The following is a 16,366-nucleotide window of genomic DNA, read 5'->3' on the forward strand; positions in this document are numbered from 1 at the left end:
CATGCAGGTGACGATGACCGTCAACGGCGAGACGGTGACCAGGGAGATCGAGGGCCGGATGCTGCTGGTCCACTTCCTGCGCGACGAGCTCGGGCTGACCGGCACCCACTGGGGTTGCGACACGAGCAACTGCGGCACCTGCGTGACCTGGCTGGACGGCGAGCCGGTGAAGAGCTGCACGGTGCTGGCGGCGATGGCCGGCGGCCGCGAGGTCCGCACCGTCGAGGGGCTGGAGCAGGACGGCGTGCTCGACCCGGTGCAGGAGGGCTTCATGCGCTGCCACGGGCTGCAGTGCGGCTTCTGCACCCCGGGCATGCTGATGACCGCCCGCGCGCTGCTCGACCGGGACGACGACCCGGACGAGGACACCATCCGCGAGGCGATCTCCGGGCAGATCTGCCGGTGCACCGGCTACACGACGATCGTCCGGTCGGTGCAGTGGGCGGCGAAGGCGCAACGCGACGCGGCGAGTGCCGACGCCGAGCCGGTGGGGAGCGAGTCATGACCGCCACCGACCGGCCCCCGGTGCCCGAGGACCTCGAGCACGTCGACAACGACCAGCACCCGGTCGGCCACGGGCGGATGCTGCGCAAGGAGGACCCGCGCTTCATCCGCGGCATGGGCCACTACGTCGACGACATCCAGCTGCCCGGCATGCTGCACCTCGCGATCCTGCGGTCGCCGGTCGCGCACGCCCGGATCGTCTCGGTCGACACCACCGCCGCGCAGGCGCACCCCAAGGTCAAGGCGGTGATCACCGGCGCCGACCTCGCGGAGAAGGGGCTGGCGTGGATGCCCACGCTGAGCAACGACGTCCAGGCGGTGCTGGCCACCGACAAGGTCCGGTTCCAGGGCCAGGAGGTCGCGTTCGTCGTCGCCGAGGACCGGTACGCCGCCCGCGACGCGCTCGAGCTCATCGACGTCGACTACGACATCCTGCCGCCCGTCGTCGACGTACGACGCGCGCTGGCGCCGGACGCCCCGGTGATCCGGGACGACCTCGAGGGCAAGGCCGACAACCACTGCTTCGACTGGGAGACCGGCGACAGGGCGGCCACCGACGCGGTGTTCGAGAAGGCCGACGTCGTGGTCACCGAGGACATCGTCTACCCGCGGGTGCACCCGGCCCCGATGGAGACCTGCGGCTGCGTCGCGGACTACGAGCGGGTCAGCGGCAAGCTCACGCTCTGGACGACCAGCCAGGCACCGCACGCGCACCGCACCGTCTACGCCCTGGTGTCCGGGCTGCCCGAGCACAAGATCCGGGTGATCTCGCCCGACATCGGCGGCGGCTTCGGCAACAAGGTGCCGATCTACCCCGGCTACGTCTGCGCGATCGTCGCCTCGCTGGTGATCGGCAAGCCGGTCAAGTGGATGGAGGACCGCACCGAGAACCTCGTCTCCACCGGCTTCGCCCGCGACTACGTCATGCGCGGCGAGATCGCGGCGACGAGGGACGGGAAGATCCTCGCCGTCCGCACCCACGTGCTCGCCGACCACGGCGCGTTCAACGGCACCGCGGCCCCGATCAAGTACCCCGCCGGGTTCTTCGGCGTCTTCACCGGCAGCTACGACCTCGAGGCGGCGTACTGCTCGATGACCGCGGTCTACACGAACAAGGCCCCCGGCGGCGTGGCCTATGCCTGCTCGTTCCGGATCACCGAGGCGGTCTATCTCATCGAGCGCCTGGTCGACTGCCTGGCCTACGACCTCCAGGTGGACCCGGTCGACCTGCGGCGGCGCAACCTCATCCGCCCCGAGCAGTTCCCGTACACGACCCGCACCGGCTGGGTCTACGACTCCGGGGAGTACGAACGGGCGCTCGACCTCGCCCTCGACCTGGCCGGGTACGACGACCTGCGCCGCGAGCAGGAGGAGAAGCGGGCCCGTGGCGAGCTGATGGGGATCGGGGTCGCGTTCTTCACCGAGGCGGTGGGCGCCGGCCCGCGCAAGGACATGGACATCCTCGGCCTCGGCATGAACGACGGCAGCGAGCTGCGGATCCACCCGACCGGCAAGGCGGTGCTCCGGGTCTCCTGCATGAGCCAGGGCCAGGGCCACGAGACGACGTTCGCCCAGATCGTCGCCGAGGAGCTCGGGATCCCGCCGGCCGACATCGAGGTGGTCAACGGCGACACCGACCAGACGCCGTTCGGGCTCGGTACCTACGGCAGCCGGTCGACCCCGGTCTCGGGGGCGGCCGCGGCCCTGGTGTCGCGGAAGGTCCGCGACAAGGCGCAGATCATCGCCTCCGGGATGCTCGAGGTCTCGGTCGCCGACCTGGAGTGGACCAAGGGCGCGTTCGCCGTGAAGGGTGACCCGACCCGCTCGGTCACCATCCAGGACATCGCGATGCGGGCGCACGGCGCGGGCGACCTGCCCGACGGGCTCGAGGGAGCGCTGGAGGCGCAGATCTGCTACAACCCGTCGAACCTCACCTACCCGTTCGGCGCGTACGTGTGCGTGGTCGACGTCGACCCCGGCACCGCCGAGGTGAAGGTCCGCCGGTTCGTCGCGGTCGACGACTGCGGCACCCGGATCAACCCGATGATCATCGAGGGCCAGGTGCACGGCGGCCTCGCCGACGGGGTCGGCATGGCGCTGATGGAGATGATCTCGTTCGACGAGGACGGCAACTGCATCGCCGGGTCGCTGATGGACTACCTCATCCCGACCGCCCTCGAGGTGCCGCACTGGGAGACCGGGCACACGGTCACCCCGTCGCCGCACCACCCGATCGGGGCCAAGGGGATCGGCGAGTCCGCGACGGTCGGGTCGCCGCCGGCAGTGGTCAACGCGGTCGTGGACGCGCTGAAGCCGTTCGGGATCCGGCACGCCGACATGCCGCTCACCCCCTCGCGGGTGTGGGACGCGATGCAGGGCCGGCCCACCCCGCCGATCTGATCCGGCCCCGGGACGGACGGGAGCGAGCAACACTGGAGAGCAGGAACGACCCGAGGAGGCGCCCGGCGTGACCAGCACCCTGACCGCGCGGGCCGACGCCCTGCGCTCCTCGGGCGTGCCGTTCGTCCAGGCGACGGTGGTCCGGGCCCAGGAGCCGAGCTCGGCCCGACCCGGGGACCGGGCGATCATCCTGGCCGACGGCTCGATGGAGGGTTTCGTCGGCGGGCACTGCGCCGCCGGATCGGTGCGTACGGCGGCCCTCGACGTCCTCGGCACCGGCGAGAGCATGCTGCTGCGGGTGCTCCCCGACGGCCAGGCCGCGTTCCCGGAGTCACCGGGGGCCACCGTGGTGGTCAACCCGTGCCTGTCCGGCGGCGCCCTGGAGATCTACCTCGAGCCGCTGCTGCCGGCCCCGGTGGTCGCGGTGGTCGGAGACTCGCCCACCGCCGAGGCGGTGGCCACGCTCGGTGCCGCCCTCGGCTTCGTGGTCCGCGGCAGCGACGAGGAGCAGGCGGGCGCCACCGCGGTCGTGGTCGCCACCCACGGCGACGAGCTGGGTCCGGTGCGGGCCGCCCTCGACGCCGGCGTCGACTTCGTCGGCGTGGTCTGCAGCCGCACCCGGGGAGCGGCCCTGATGGCCGAGCTGGCCCTGCCGGCGGAGGAGGCGGCCCGGGTGCACCCGCACGTCGGCCTCGACATCGGCGCCCGAACGCCGGCCGAGGTGGCACTGTCGATCCTCGGCGAGGTGGTCCGGGCGCTGCGGCTCGAGGGGCTGGCCACCGGCGTCCCCCAGGCGCCCCGACCGACCCGGGCCGTCGACCCGGTCTGCGGCATGACGGTGACCATCGGCCCGGACACCCCGCATGCCCGGGTCGACGGCATCGACCACTGGTTCTGCAACCCCGGCTGCCGGACCCGCTTCCTGGAGCAGCACGCGTGAGGGCATCGCGGCCCGCCCCGGTGGCGGTCGTGGTGCTGGCCGCGGGCGGGTCCCGCCGGCTCGGCCGGCCCAAGCAGCTGCTCGACTACCGGGGGGCCACCCTGCTCGACGCCACCCTGGCCACGGCCAGGGCAGCCGCGCCCGCTCAGGTGGTGGTGGCGCTCGGCGGCTCCGCGGACGACGTGGTCGCGCGGGTCGACCTCGCCGGCGCCGACGTGGTCCGCAACCCCGACTTCGGCGACGGCTGCGCCACCTCGATCCGCTCGGCGCTGACCCACGTGCGCGACGACGCAGCGGGGATCGTGCTGCTGCTCGGTGACCAGCCAGGCGTCACCCCCGAGGCGGTGCACGCACTGCTGGCCGGGGTGGCGGGGCACGCCGTCGGCGTCTGCGCGTACGACGACGGGCCCGGCCACCCGCTGTGGTTCGATCGGACCATGTTCGCGACCCTGACCGGGCTGCACGGCGACAAGGCCGTGTGGAAGCTGGTCGAGCACGCCGACGACGTGGCCCGGGTGCCGGTGCCCGGCACGGTGCCCCCGGACGTCGACACCTGGGACGACTACGAGGCGCTGCTCGAGGCGGACCGGTGAGCACCCCGACGGCGATGCCGGCGTCCGCCGAGGAGCTGCGGCGACGCTTCGACGAGCACGGGTACCTCGCCGACGACGGCATGGCCACCGCGGTCTTCCTGACCTTGCGGCTCGGCCTGCCGCTGCTGCTCGAGGGCGAGCCGGGGGTCGGCAAGACCGCCGCCGCCCGGGTGCTGGCCGAGGTGCTGGACGCCCCGCTGGTGCGGCTGCAGTGCTACGAGGGACTGACCGCGAACGAGGCCCTCTACGACTGGAACCACCAGCGCCAGCTGCTCGCGATCCGGGTCGCCGAGGCCCGGCACCAGCCGCTCGCGGAGGCGGACCTGTTCAGCGAGGAGTTCCTGGTCGAGCGCCCGATCCTGCGCTGCATCCGGTACGACGGCCCGCGGCCGCCGGTGCTCCTCATCGACGAGGTCGACCGGGCCGACGACGAGTTCGAGGCGCTGCTCCTCGAGGCGCTCGGGGAGGGCTCGGTGACGGTGCCGGAGCTGGGCACCTTCACCGCCCGGCAGCCGCCGATCGTGGTGCTCACCTCCAACCGCAGCCGCGAGCTGCACGACGCGCTGCGCCGGCGCTGCCTCTACCACTGGCTGGACTACCCGGAGGCGACCCGCGTGGTGGCGATCCTGCGGCGCACGACGCCGGCCGCCGGAGAGCCGCTGCTGGAGTCCGCGGCGCAGTTCGTGGGCCGGGTCCGGGCCCTCGACCTGGACAAGCCGCCGGGCGTCGCGGAGGCGATCAACTGGGTCGCGGCCCTGGCCGAGCTCGGGGCCACCGAGCTCACCCGCGAGGGGGTGGTGGCCACCCTCGGCGCCCTCGCCAAGACCCCCGACGACCGGGACCACGTGCTCGCGCAGCTCGACGCCCGGGCGCTGGGCTGAGCCACGATGACCACGCCCTCGCTGCTGGCCGGGGTGGACCGGGCGGCGTTCGCGAGCGCCTTCGGCAGCAGGCTGCGCAGCGACGGCGTACCGGTCGGGGTGACCGGGCTCGCGGCGTTCGTCGATGCACTGGCCGCGGCCCCGCCGGACCGGGTGCCGGCGCTCTACTGGCTGGCCCGGGTCACCCTGGTCAGCCGGCACGACGACCTGCCGGCGTTCGACCGGGTCTTCGACGCGGCGTTCCGCGACTCGGTGCTCGCGGTCGACCCGCAGGCCCGGCGCCAGGAGCTCCCGGCGTCCACCCCGCGGGACGCGGAGGTCGAGGGCCGCGGCGCGGCCGAGGGCTGTGCCGGCGACCTGCCCTGGCACACGCGCGCCAGCCTGGTCGCGTCCGAGCCCACCCCGGAGGAGGAGGCCGGCCGGGTGCTGCCGGAGCTGCTGCCCAGCGCCGTGGCCCGGATCGCGGACACCCCGATGGAAGAGCTCGACCCGGCGGAGCTGGCCCTGCTCGGGCGTTGGCTGGAGGAGTCCGCACACCGGTGGCCGACCCGCCGCAGCCGCCGGGTCCGGGTCCGGCCCAACGGCCGGCGGGTGGCGCTGCGGGCCACGATCGCGGCGTCCCGGCGCACCGGGTGGGAGCCGATGCGGCTCCAGCACTACCAGCCCGTACGCCGCCCGCTCACCGTCACGCTGGTCTGCGACGTCAGCCAGTCGATGCAGAGCTACGCCTCGGCCTACCTCCACCTGATGCGGGTCTTCGCCCGCACCGGCCGGGCCGAGACGTTCGCGTTCTCCACGTCGCTGAGCCGGCTGACCCCGGCGCTGGCGCACAGGTCGGTCGAGGTCGCGATCGCGCAGGCGGAGCAACGGGTGGTGGACCGGTACGGCGGCACCCACCTCGCCTCCTGCCTGCGGGAGCTGCTCACCTCGCGGCACGGGCAGGCCCTCCGCGGCGGAGTGCTGGTGGTCGCCTCGGACGGCTGGGACAGCGACCCGCCGGAGCTGCTGGCCGCCACCATGGCCCGGCTGCGCCGCCGCTCCCGCCGGGTGGTCTGGCTGAACCCGCGCGCCGCGGCGCCCGGCTTCGAGCCGCGGGTGGGCTCGATGTCGGCCGCACTGCCGTACTGCGACGCGTTCCTCCCGGCCCACACGCTGCGCGCTCTGCCGGAGGTCTTCGACGCGATCGCCGGGGTCAGCTCCAGAGCGTGACGTGCACGGCCGGCTTGAACCGGCCCAGGTGCACCCCGGCACCCCGGACCATCGCCTGGACCGCGCGGGGGGTGGAGATGAACCGCAGCAGCTCCGCGGCGGCCGGGGTCTGCCCGGGCTTCTGCAGCGCCGTGGCCGCCCAGGTCCCGCGGGCGCGCAGGTGTGGCCCGTCCAGGGTGACCAGCCGGCCCGCGGCGAGGTCGCCGGTGACCGCGAACCTCAGTGCCAGCGCGACCCCGTCCCGGCGCTTGGTCTCCTCCAGCGCCGCGGCCTCGCTCTGGAAGATCCGCTGGTTGGCCTCCGGGACGGCCAGGTCACGGAGCAGGCCGCGGACCACGCCGCCCTCGACCACGGCCGCGGGACCGAGGTGCCAGATCTGGCTGCGGACCTGGTCGGGCCGCACCGGTCGACCGGCCAGCGGGTGCGAGGGCCGGACCACGGCCAGCACCTCGTAGTTGAGGAACGGGTGCTGCACGAGGCCGTCCGGCGTCGGGTCGCTCGCCGGGCCCACCGCCACGTCCACACCGCGGGCGGCGAGCAATGCCGGGAGCTGGTCGGCCGGGTGCACGCTGAGCTCCACCTCGAGGTCGTCGGCGCGGCTCGCGAACAGCTCGATCAGCCCGGGGGCGGCGTGCTCGGCGAACAGGTCGGCGGCGGCCACCCGCAGCACCCGCCGGCCGTGCCCGGCCTGGCTGACCTCCTCCACGGTCCGGTCCTGGAGGCCGAGGATCTCCACCGCCCGGCTGGCCAGGCGCAGCCCGCCGGGGGTGAACGCGATCCCGGAGCCGGTGCGCGTGAACAGGGGGTCGTCCAGCTCCTTGCGGAGCTGGGCCACGTGCATGGACACGGCGGCCTCGCTGACCTGGAGCTCGCCCGCGGCCGCCTTCACCGAGCCGAGTCGGACCACGCAGGCGAATGCCCTCAGCTGCGTGGGAGTCACGAGGGGATCGTAGCGCCGGGGCGGGCGCCCGACCCGGGGTTCGCTCAGCCTCGGCGGACCGCCCGCACCACCGCGTCCCAAGCGGTCAGCGTCTCGCCCGCGCCGGCGACCGCGCGCCCGAACCGGCCCGCGGTGACCACCTCGACGTCGTGGTCGGCAAGGTCGCCGAGCACGTCCTCGGCGGTCATCAGCACCGAGGCGTCCTGCGGTCCGCCGGTGCCCTCGGTGAGGTTGGAGGTGTCGTGGGCGACCAGGAAGAACGTGCCGCCCCGGCGCAGCGCCCCCACCGCCCGGCGTACGGCGGTCCTGCGCTCGTCGGCGGGGAGCTGGAGGTAGGCGAGCACGACCAGGTCGTAGGGGCCGTCCGGCTCCCAGGTGAGCACGTCGGCGCACACCCAGGTGACCCGGTGGTCGCTGGCCAGCGAGCTCTCGACGGCCCGCCCCTTGTCCAGCCCGGCCTGGGCGAAGTCGACCGCCGTGACGTCCCAGCCGAGCGAGGCCAGCCAGAGCGCGTTGCGACCCTCACCGGCGGCCAGGTCGAGCGCCCGACCCGGCGCCAGGTCGGCGAGCTCGGCGGCGACGAACTGGTTGGGCGTCGCCGACCAGACGAGCTCCTTGTCGGCGTACCGCTGGTTCCAGGCCGTGGCGTCCATGCCGCCCAACCTATCCAGCGGCAGGAGCGGCCACCGCGACCCGGTGCGCGCCGGCATAGACGTTCATCCCGCCGTCGCGGACGAACCCGGCGAGCGTCATGCCCGCCTCCTCGGCCAGGTCCACGGCCAGCGTCGAGGGGGCGGAGACCGCGGAGAGCACCGGCACCCCGGCCATCCAGGCCTTCTGCACCAGCTCGAACGACGTGCGCCCACTGACCTGCAGCAGCGTCCCGGCCAGCGGCAGCCGGCCCTCCGCCAGCGCCCAGCCGACCACCTTGTCGACGGCGTTGTGCCGGCCCACGTCCTCGCGGACGCACAGCACCTCGCCGGCCGCGGTGAACAGCCCGGCCGCGTGCAGGCCGCCGGTGCGCTCGAACACCGCCTGGGCGTCACGGAGCCGGTCGGGGAGCGCGGCCAGCAGCGTCGCCGGCACCCGCACGGCGTCGTCGGCGACCGACCAGCGAGCCGTCGTGCGGACGGCGTCGAGGCTGTCCTTGCCGCACACCCCGCACGAGCTCGAGGTGTAGAAGCTGCGTGCGAAGTCGGGGACCGCGACATGTGGTGCCAGGGTCACGTCGAGGACGTTGTGCGTCGGGTCCGGCCGGCCGTCGTCGCAGAAGCGGATCGCGACGACGTCGTCGGCGGCGCCGACCACGCCCTCGGAGACCAGGAACCCGGCGGCCAGCTCGACGTCGTCGCCGGGGGTGCGCATGGTCACCGCGACCGCGGTGCCGTCGACCCGGATCTCCAGCGGCTCCTCGACGGCCAGCGTGTCGGGTCGCGCGGTCGCCGCGTCACCGCGCAGCCGCAGCACCTTGCGCCGGTCGGACCTCCTGCCCATGTGCCGATCCAAGCACGGTTCCGGTCGTCGTGGGTCAGCCGGACACCACCCGGCCGTGCGGACGCCCGGGGTCGGCGTACACCGGGTCGCCCTCGCCGGCCCGCAGCGCCTCGAGCTGCGCGCAGACCGCGACGCCGTAGAAGAACGAGATCGCCGACAGCAGCGACCACAGCAGCAGCGCGAACACCCCGGCCAGCGGGCCGTAGACGTCGCCGAACGACCCGCTCAGCTTCACGTACGCCGCGAGCCCGGCGGTGGCGAGCATGCTCGCGGTCACCGCGATGCCGGACCCCAGTGCGAGCCAGGACAGGGCCGGCTGGGTGCGCCGCGGGGCGTGGTCGAGCAGCACTGCGATCGCGAACACCAGCAGCGCCAGCCCGATCGGCCAGCGCACGACGTCCCAGGCGTCGACCATCCCCTCGGACCAGCCGTAGTAGCGCGCCATCGCGTCCCCGAACGCGCCGCCGGCGACCACCACCAGGAACCCGATGCCGACCGGGGCGGCGAGCACCGCGGTCAGCACGGCGGCGCGGCCGTACTTCGCGACCGCCCTCCGGTCCCGCCGGATGCCGTAGATCCGGTTGCTGCCGCGCTCGACCTGCGCCATCGCCGTGGTCATCGACAGCAGGGCAAAGCCGAGGCCGAGCGCCAGCGCCAGCTCGCCGGCCTCCTCGCTGGTGTCCTCACCGGTGACGGCACCGGCCAGCGCGTCCTGCCCGCTGCTGCCGGGGGAGACCGCCTCGATGGTCTGCGCCACCACCCGGGACGGCCGCTCCTGGTCGAGGTCGGCGGCCAGGCCGGTCAGCGCGAGCAGGAACGGCACCACCGCCAGGCAGGCCTGGAGAGCCAGGGCGCGGCTGTTGGTGAACCCGTCGCCGTACCGGAAGCGCACGAACGAGTCGACCGCGATCCGGCGCACGCCGTGCCGGCGCACCATCCGCCAGGCGTCCTCGGCGTCGAGCTCGTCGCCGTCCATCTCCGTGGTGACCGGGACCGTGCGTGCCGTCGTCACAGGGCGGCCACGACCTCGGCGTTGTGGCGGTGCCCGACCAGCTCGTAGCCGGCCACGGTCACCCACGGGACGAGCGAGAGCACGACCAGGCTGACCGCGAGCGACGCGCCGGCGGAGGCGAGCAGGACGGCCGCCGCAAGCAGCACCCCCGAACCGGCGAGCAGCACCCAGTGGAACGGGTCGTAGCTGTGCGAGAGGTGGGCGTAGAGCAGGTAGAGCAGGGCCACGTAGATCCCCACCGGGATCGTCACGCTCATCGTCGTGCCGAAGGTGCCGAGCTCGGAGTGGTGCTCGAGGTAGTACGCCGCGACGTGCAGCCCGGCGCCCACCGCGACCACCGCCCCGAACAGCGGGATGTGGCCGTAGCCCCAGCCGAAGCCGCGCTCGCGGCGTCGGCTCAGGATCGTCCCGTGCGGGATCACGAAGTAGGTCCACCAGAGCCCGAAGACCAGGACCACTCCGGCCAGGCCGACCAGCACGAAGTCGACCGACCAGCCCTCGCCGTGCGGTCCGACGATCGCGCTCATCGAGGCCATCGTGCCGATCATCCCCTCGCCGAGCGCGATGATGACCACAGGCCGTAGCGCTCGGCGATGTGGTGCGCGTGCCACGGCGTCCCGGTGCCCCGGTGCTCGGCGACGAACGGCCCGGCCATCTCCACCAGGATCAGCAGACCGGCCCACAGGAACATGGTGAGCACGCCGGTCTTCGCGACCAGCAGCGCGATCCAGCCGACCTGCGCGACCAGCACGTAGCCGACGTACGTCAGGCAGACGGTCCGGCGGTCGGGGTCCTGGCGCGCCGCCCGGAGCCACTGGAAGGTCATCGCCACGCGCATCACGACGTAGCCCAGGACCATCACCCCGTTGTCAACGTGGGCGGCACCGTCGAGCGAGGCGAACATGTCGGAGAGCCCGAGCGCGAACACGAGGACGCCGAGCATCTGCACCATCGTGCTGAGCCGGTGCGCCCAGTCGTCGGTGTCGTAGGCGGAGGAGTACCAGGAGAAGTTGATCCAGGCCCAGGTGATGCCGAAGGTGGCGAAGCAGAAGCCGACCACCCCGACCCGGACCTGGTCCTCGGCGAGGTAGTGGGCGAGCTCGTCGGCGGCGATCCCGAACGCGACCACGAAGGTCAGGTCGAACATCAGCTCCAGCGGCGTGGCCGCCCGGTGGTGCTCGTCGGGGTCGCGGCCGGACATCGGGATGATCCCGTGGCGCAGGTCGCTCACTGGGGTGTTCATGGCCCGGAGTCTAGGGAGCGGGGACCGGGTCCCCCCAGACCCGGAGCCGGGCCATCCCGCCGTCGGGGTAGACGTCGACCCGGACGTGGGTGACGGTCCGGTGCTCCGCGACCAGGAACCGGTGCCGGGTGTCCGGCCGCGCCGGCCGGCGGGGGACCAGGTCGAACCACGCCACCTCGTCGAACGCCTCGGCCGGGTCGTCGAGGTCCGCTCCCGCGGCCGAGCAGCCGGACAGCCGGAACTCGCCGGGCGCGTTGCCCAGGAAGTACGACGTGTCGAGCTCGACGTGGCGCACCAGGCCGGGCAGCCCGAGCCGGAACAGCGCCCAGTCGTTGCCGCCGTCGCGGCGCCGGGCGTTCTCCCAGCCCTCGCCCATGTGCCGCGCCCGGCCCGGTTCGATGAGCCGGGCCGCCGAGCCGTAGAAGGCGTCGGAGCACGCCACCAGGCTGCCGCCGTTCTCGCGTGCGGCGAGGTCCGTGCCGCCGGCGAACCGCGGGTCCGGGCGTGCCTCGCCGTGCACCCGGAACCGGGCCACGCCGCCGTCGGGGTGGATGGTCAGCCGGACGTGGGTCCAGACCCGGTCGTCGGCCACCGGATAGGCGTTCGCGGTGTCGCCGAGGGCGGCGGACCGCTCGACCAGCGTCGTCCAGGTGAGGGCCGGCAGCTCGTCGGCGGCGGGGTAGCCGTCCACGACCGCGGCCTCGACGGACACCTCGGGCGGGTAGTTGCCGGTGAAGAACGCGGTGTCCACCACCACCCCGCGGACCACGCCGGGCTCGCCGAGCCGGACCACCGCCCAGTCCGAGCCTGGCTCCCGACGGCGCCGGGTCTCCCAGCCGTCGTACTCCTTGCCCTTGTGGCCGAACGTGTGCACCGCCTGCGGCGGCTCCGGCCGGACGAGGTTCTCGCGCGGCGCGAAGAACTCGTCGTTCGCGGCCACCACGCTGCCACCGAACGCGCGCGAGGCCAGGTCGGTGAGGCCCCGGAAGTCGGTCATGGCTGCCTCCTCAGCAGTCGCCCGGTCGGAGGCCCGACCGGCTCGCCGCCCGCCACCACGGTCTGCCCGCCGAGCCAGACCCGGCGCACGGCGCCGGTCAGCTCCTGCCCGGCGTACGGCGTGAGCGGGTGCCGGTGCTGCAGCCGGGCCGGGTCGACGACGAACGCCTCGTCGCGGGCGAACACCACCAGGTCGGCGTCGTTGCCCGGCGCGATCGCCCCCTTCTGCGGCAACCCGGCGACGGCGGCCGGTGCCTCGGACATCCACCGGACCACGTCGGTGAGCGGCACGCCCCGGGCGCGGGCCGCGGTCCACATCGCCGGCAGCCCGAGCTGGACCGACGCGATCCCGCCCCACGCGGCGTCGAAGTCACCGGTGTCGAGGCGCTTGAGGTCGGGCGTCGACGGCGAGTGGTCGGAGACCACGCAGTCGATGACGCCCTCGGCCAGGGCGTCCCACAGCCGGTCCTGGTTGGCGGTGTCGCGGATCGGTGGGCAGCACTTGAACTCGGTGCGGCCGTCGGCGATCCGGTCGGCGCTCAGGGTGAGGTAGTGCGGGCAGGTCTCGACGCTCACCCGGATCCCGGCCCGCCGGGCGCGGCGCAGCCGCGGCACCGCGGCCGCGCTCGAGAGGTGGAGCACGTGCACCCGGGTGTCGTGCCGGCCTGCCGCCAGCAGGAGCCCGGTGACCGCGGCCTGCTCGGCCTCGGCCGGGCGGGAGGCGACGAACGAGGCGTACGACGGGCCGGCGCACCCGGGTGCCTCGGCCAGCACCTCGGCGTCCTCCGCGTGCACGACCATCAGTCCGTCGAACGCGGCCACCTCGGCCAGCGCCGCGTCGAGCTGCTCCCACGACAACGGCGGGAACTCGGGCACGCCGCTGTCGACGAGGAAGCACTTGAAGCCCTGCACGCCCGCCTCGTGCAGCTCGACGAGCCGGCCGAGCGAGGCCGGCACCGCGCCGCCCCAGAACGCCACGTCGACGTGGCACTGGCCGGCCGCGGCGCGCCGCTTGGCCTGCAGGGCGGCCACGTCGGTGGTGGCCGGGATCGAGTTCAGCGGCATGTCCACGATCGTGGTGACCCCACCGGCGGCCGCGGCCCGGGTCGCGGTGGCGAAGCCCTCCCAGGCGGTCCGACCGGGCTCGTTGACGTGCACGTGGGAGTCCACCAGCCCCGGGAGCAGCACCTCGTCGGCGGCCAGCACGACCCGCTGCGCCGCCTCGACCGGCGTACCGGCAGCGAGGACGTCGGCGACCCGTCCGGCGACGACCGTGACCACCGCCGGCTGGACCGCGCCGTCGACCAGCACCTCCCCCTCGATCGCGAGCTCGGCGGCCACCCTCAGCCCCGCAGCCGGGTCAGCTCGTCGAGGCGCTCCGGGGTCGTGGCCGCGGCCACCTCGTCGGCGGTGAGCGCGCCGCAGCGCAGCCCGCGGGCCAGGAACCCGGCCAGCGCCCGGACCGTGGCCGGCTCGTCGAGGACCGCGGAGCCGGTGCCGCCGAGGTAGTCCGCCAGCCGCGCCACCGCGGCATCGCGCCCCGCCCGGAAGAACAGGAACGTCGCCAGGTAGCGGGTGGGCAGCTGCGCGGGGTGCAGGTCCCAGCCCTGCCACAGCCCGCCGTGCAGGGCCCGCGAGACCAGCCGGAAGTGGGTCGCCCAGCCGGCCCGCACCTGCCCCGGTGTGCCCGCCGGCAGCAGGTTCGTGGAGCCGTCGACGACCGGGACGCTGGTGCCGGCGGCGGCCAGCATCATCACCTGCTTGGCGTGGTCGGCGACCGGGTGGTCGAGGGCCTGCTGGCCGGCGGCGATGCCGAGCGCGGCGGTGTAGTCGTAGGTGCCGAAGTGCAGGCCGGTGCACCGGCCCTCGGCGGCGTGCACGATCCGGGCCACCGTCGCGGTGCCGTCGGCGCCGAGCACCGCCTGCGGGGTCTCGACCTGGACCTCGAAGCCGAGCCGCCCGGCGGGCAGGGCGTACGCCGCCTCGAGCCGCTCGCAGACCAGCACCATCGCGGTCACCTGCTCCACGGAGGTGACCTTGGGCAGGGTCAGCCGGAACCCGGCCGGCAGCGGCCCGGCCTCCAGCGCGGCACCCAGCGCGAGGTCGAGCGTGCGCAGCCCGCGGGCCCTGGTCGGCGCCTCGAGGCACTTGAACCGCAGCCCCCAGTACGCCGGCGCGGTGCCGCCGACCGCGGCCCGGGCGGTCTCGCCGACGGCACCGGCGGCGTCGCCGTCCTCGTCAGTGCCGCGGTAGCCGTCCTCCAGGTCGATGCGCAGGTCCTCGACCGGCTCGGCCTCCAGCTTGGCCAGCACCAGCGGCCAGGCGTCGGCGACCGCGGCCGGGTCGGCGCCGACGACGCCGGCCATCGCGTCCGGGTCGGGCGCGTGCTCGTCCAGGGCGTCCTGCGCCGCGGCACCCCAGCGGGCCGGCAGGTCGGCGGTGACCCGGTCGGCGGGGACGTAGACGGTGTGCACCGGCTGGCGGGTGCCCGGCTGCCCGGGATGGCGGACGGCCAGCTCCTGGTCGGCCCCGGCCAGCACCGCGTCGACCAGCGCCAGGTCCTCGGACCGGAGGCGGGGTCTGGTCACGCGACGTACTCCTCGTAGGCGGGGACGGTGAGGAAGTCGAGGTAGTCCTCGGCCAGCGCGACCCGGCCGAAGAGGTCGCGGGCCTGGTCCAGCCGGGTCCGGGCGGCGTCGTCGAGGGCGGCCGCGAGCCGGGCGTGCTCCTCGGCCAGCACGCCCTCGACGAGATGCCGGTCGACCACCACACCGGAGTCGGTGGTGGTGCCGTGCCGGATCCACTGCCAGAGCTGGCTGCGGGAGATCTCCACGGTGGCGGCGTCCTCCATGAGGTTGTCGATCGCGGCGGCGCCGTTGCCGGACAGCCAGGCGAGGAGGTAGCGCAGCGAGACCGACACGTTGCCGCGGACCCCGGCCTCGGTGACCGCGCCGCCGGCCGAGGCGACGTCGAGCAGGTCGGCGGCGGTCACGGTCGCGGGCACCTGCCGGTCGAGCTGGTTGGGCCGGTCACCGAGGACCGAGCCGAACTCCTCGGCGCAGATCCCCACCAGGCCGGGGTGGGCGACCCACGAGCCGTCGTACCCGGCGGTGGCCTCGCGCTCCTTGTCCGCGCGCACCTTCGCCAGCGCGGCCTCGTTGGTGACCGGGTCCTTCGTCGGGATGAACGCGGCCATCCCGCCCATCGCGAACGCGCCGCGGCGGTGGCAGGTCGCGACCAGCAGGTCGCTGTAGGCCTTCATGAACGGCGTGGTCATGGTGACCGCGGCCCGGTCCGGCAGCACGAACTCCGGCCCGGCGTCGCGGAAGCTCTTGATCATGCTGAACAGGTAGTCCCAGCGTCCGGCGTTGAGCCCGGAGGCGTGGTCGCGCAGCTCGAAGAGGATCTCGTCCATCTCGAACGCCGCGTTGACGGTCTCGATCAGCACCGTGGCCCGGACGGTGCCGTGCGGGATGCCCAGCGCCTGCTGGGCGTGCGTGAACACGTCGTTCCAGAGCCGTGCCTCGAGGTGGGACTGCATCTTCGGCAGGTAGTAGAACGGCCCCTCGCCGCGCTCGACCAGCTCGGCGGCGTTGTGGAAGAAGTGCATGCCGAAGTCGAACAGCGCGCCCGTCATCGGTCGGCCGTCGACGGGGAGGTGCTTCTCGTCGAGGTGCCAGCCGCGCGGCCGGACCACGGGTACGGCGAGCGGCCCGTCGTGGAGCGCGTAGTGCTTCCCCTCCGGGGAGGTGTGCTCGAGCCGGTGCCGCGCGACGTCGGACAGGACCTGCTGTCCCTCGAGCACGTTGGGCCAGTGCGGGGTGTTGGCGTCCTCCAGGTCAGCCAGCCAGACCCTGGCGCCGGAGTTGAGGGCGTTGACGGCCATCTTCGGCTGGGTCGGGCCGGTGATCTCGACCCGCCGGTCCCGCAGCGCCGGGGGTGCCGGGGCCACCTGCCAGTCGGCGACGCGGACCTCGGCGGTCTCGACCGGGAAGTCGCGCGGCGGGCCGGCCTTCCGGCGGGCGTCGAGGAGCTCGCGGCGGCGGCCGCCGAACCGGCGCTCGAGGTCGGCGACGAACGCGACCGCCTCGTCGCTGAGGATGGTGTTCAATCGGGGCCCCCGTTCGAAGCGGAGCGACGCGAGCATTCGGATG

The 16,366-nt window shown here is 74.3% G+C and carries 14 protein-coding genes and 1 pseudogene; 6 read left to right on the forward strand and 9 right to left on the reverse strand.

Annotation, left to right across the window (positions count from 1 at the left end; all coding sequences use genetic code 11):
- Position 1 precedes the first annotated feature (1 nt).
- The 6 genes from EKO23_RS02630 (at position 2) to EKO23_RS02655 (ending at position 6,527) form a co-directional block, all read left to right on the forward strand.
- Complete coding sequence (locus EKO23_RS02630) at positions 2 to 505, forward strand: (2Fe-2S)-binding protein (protein ID WP_134713809.1); 504 nt, start codon at positions 2 to 4, stop codon at positions 503 to 505.
- The gene (locus EKO23_RS02635; RefSeq protein WP_134713811.1) at positions 502 to 2,904 is read left to right on the forward strand and encodes an aerobic carbon-monoxide dehydrogenase large subunit; all 2,403 of its coding nucleotides are present in this window, start codon (positions 502 to 504) and stop codon (positions 2,902 to 2,904) included. Before EKO23_RS02630 ends, EKO23_RS02635 begins: the two co-directional genes overlap by 4 nt.
- Before the next feature lie 67 nt (positions 2,905 to 2,971).
- On the forward strand, positions 2,972 to 3,844 hold the full coding sequence (locus tag EKO23_RS02640; protein WP_175582652.1) for an XdhC family protein: 873 nt from the start codon (positions 2,972 to 2,974) through the stop codon (positions 3,842 to 3,844).
- Complete coding sequence (locus tag EKO23_RS02645; RefSeq protein WP_134713813.1) at positions 3,841 to 4,437, forward strand: nucleotidyltransferase family protein; 597 nt, start codon at positions 3,841 to 3,843, stop codon at positions 4,435 to 4,437. Before EKO23_RS02640 ends, EKO23_RS02645 begins: the two co-directional genes overlap by 4 nt.
- The gene (locus tag EKO23_RS02650; RefSeq protein WP_246050864.1) at positions 4,434 to 5,318 is read left to right on the forward strand and encodes an AAA family ATPase; all 885 of its coding nucleotides are present in this window, start codon (positions 4,434 to 4,436) and stop codon (positions 5,316 to 5,318) included. The genes EKO23_RS02645 and EKO23_RS02650 overlap by 4 nt, the downstream gene beginning before the upstream one ends.
- Before the next feature lie 6 nt (positions 5,319 to 5,324).
- Positions 5,325 to 6,527 carry a vWA domain-containing protein gene (locus EKO23_RS02655; protein WP_134713815.1) on the forward strand — a complete coding sequence of 401 codons (1,203 nt, stop codon included), beginning with the start codon at positions 5,325 to 5,327 and terminating at the stop codon, positions 6,525 to 6,527.
- Here the strand turns inward: EKO23_RS02655 and EKO23_RS02660 are convergent.
- The 9 genes and pseudogenes from EKO23_RS02660 to aceB form a co-directional block, all read right to left on the reverse strand.
- Complete coding sequence (locus EKO23_RS02660; RefSeq protein WP_134713817.1) at positions 6,511 to 7,467, reverse strand: LysR family transcriptional regulator; 957 nt, start codon at positions 7,465 to 7,467, stop codon at positions 6,511 to 6,513. The genes EKO23_RS02655 and EKO23_RS02660 overlap by 17 nt on opposite strands.
- A 44-nt stretch (positions 7,468 to 7,511) precedes the next feature.
- Complete coding sequence (locus tag EKO23_RS02665) at positions 7,512 to 8,120, reverse strand: class I SAM-dependent methyltransferase (protein ID WP_134713819.1); 609 nt, start codon at positions 8,118 to 8,120, stop codon at positions 7,512 to 7,514.
- A gap of 10 nt (positions 8,121 to 8,130) precedes the next feature.
- On the reverse strand, positions 8,131 to 8,961 hold the full coding sequence (fdhD, locus tag EKO23_RS02670; RefSeq protein WP_134713821.1) for a formate dehydrogenase accessory sulfurtransferase FdhD: 831 nt from the start codon (positions 8,959 to 8,961) through the stop codon (positions 8,131 to 8,133).
- A 34-nt stretch (positions 8,962 to 8,995) separates the two neighbouring features.
- Positions 8,996 to 9,973, reverse strand: a complete 978-nt coding sequence (locus tag EKO23_RS02675) for a YihY/virulence factor BrkB family protein (RefSeq protein WP_217702419.1) — start codon at positions 9,971 to 9,973, stop codon at positions 8,996 to 8,998.
- Positions 9,970 to 11,216 (reverse strand): annotated as a pseudogene (locus EKO23_RS02680) (low temperature requirement protein A). The gene EKO23_RS02675 and the pseudogene EKO23_RS02680 overlap by 4 nt, the downstream one beginning before the upstream one ends.
- A gap of 10 nt (positions 11,217 to 11,226) precedes the next feature.
- Entirely contained in the window at positions 11,227 to 12,213 is a 987-nt protein-coding gene (alc, locus tag EKO23_RS02685; RefSeq protein ID WP_134713823.1) for an allantoicase, read from the reverse strand.
- A complete protein-coding gene (gene allB / locus EKO23_RS02690) occupies positions 12,210 to 13,553 on the reverse strand; it encodes an allantoinase AllB (protein WP_175582653.1) in 1,344 nt (447 codons plus the stop codon). Before allB ends, alc begins: the two co-directional genes overlap by 4 nt.
- A gap of 2 nt (positions 13,554 to 13,555) precedes the next feature.
- The gene (locus EKO23_RS02695) at positions 13,556 to 14,800 is read right to left on the reverse strand and encodes a DUF6986 family protein (protein ID WP_134713825.1); all 1,245 of its coding nucleotides are present in this window, start codon (positions 14,798 to 14,800) and stop codon (positions 13,556 to 13,558) included.
- The gene (aceB, locus tag EKO23_RS02700; RefSeq protein ID WP_246050865.1) at positions 14,797 to 16,323 is read right to left on the reverse strand and encodes a malate synthase A; all 1,527 of its coding nucleotides are present in this window, start codon (positions 16,321 to 16,323) and stop codon (positions 14,797 to 14,799) included. The genes EKO23_RS02695 and aceB overlap by 4 nt, the downstream gene beginning before the upstream one ends.
- Between the last annotated feature and the right edge of the window lie 43 nt (positions 16,324 to 16,366).

The sequence above is a fragment of the Nocardioides guangzhouensis genome (assembly GCF_004519545.1).
In the GTDB taxonomy this organism is placed as follows: domain Bacteria; phylum Actinomycetota; class Actinomycetes; order Propionibacteriales; family Nocardioidaceae; genus Nocardioides; species Nocardioides guangzhouensis.

Excerpts from the sequence above, each read along its gene's own strand:
- EKO23_RS02635 (WP_134713811.1), top strand. The coding sequence starts at position 502 with ATGACCGCCACCGACCGGCCCCCGGTGCCCGAGGACCTCGAGCACGTC.
- alc (WP_134713823.1), bottom strand. The coding sequence starts at position 12,213 with ATGACCGACTTCCGGGGCCTCACCGACCTGGCCTCGCGCGCGTTCGGT.
- fdhD (WP_134713821.1), bottom strand. The coding sequence starts at position 8,961 with ATGGGCAGGAGGTCCGACCGGCGCAAGGTGCTGCGGCTGCGCGGTGAC.
- EKO23_RS02665 (WP_134713819.1), bottom strand. The coding sequence starts at position 8,120 with ATGGACGCCACGGCCTGGAACCAGCGGTACGCCGACAAGGAGCTCGTC.
- EKO23_RS02630 (WP_134713809.1), top strand. The coding sequence starts at position 2 with ATGCAGGTGACGATGACCGTCAACGGCGAGACGGTGACCAGGGAGATC.
- EKO23_RS02655 (WP_134713815.1), top strand. The coding sequence starts at position 5,325 with ATGACCACGCCCTCGCTGCTGGCCGGGGTGGACCGGGCGGCGTTCGCG.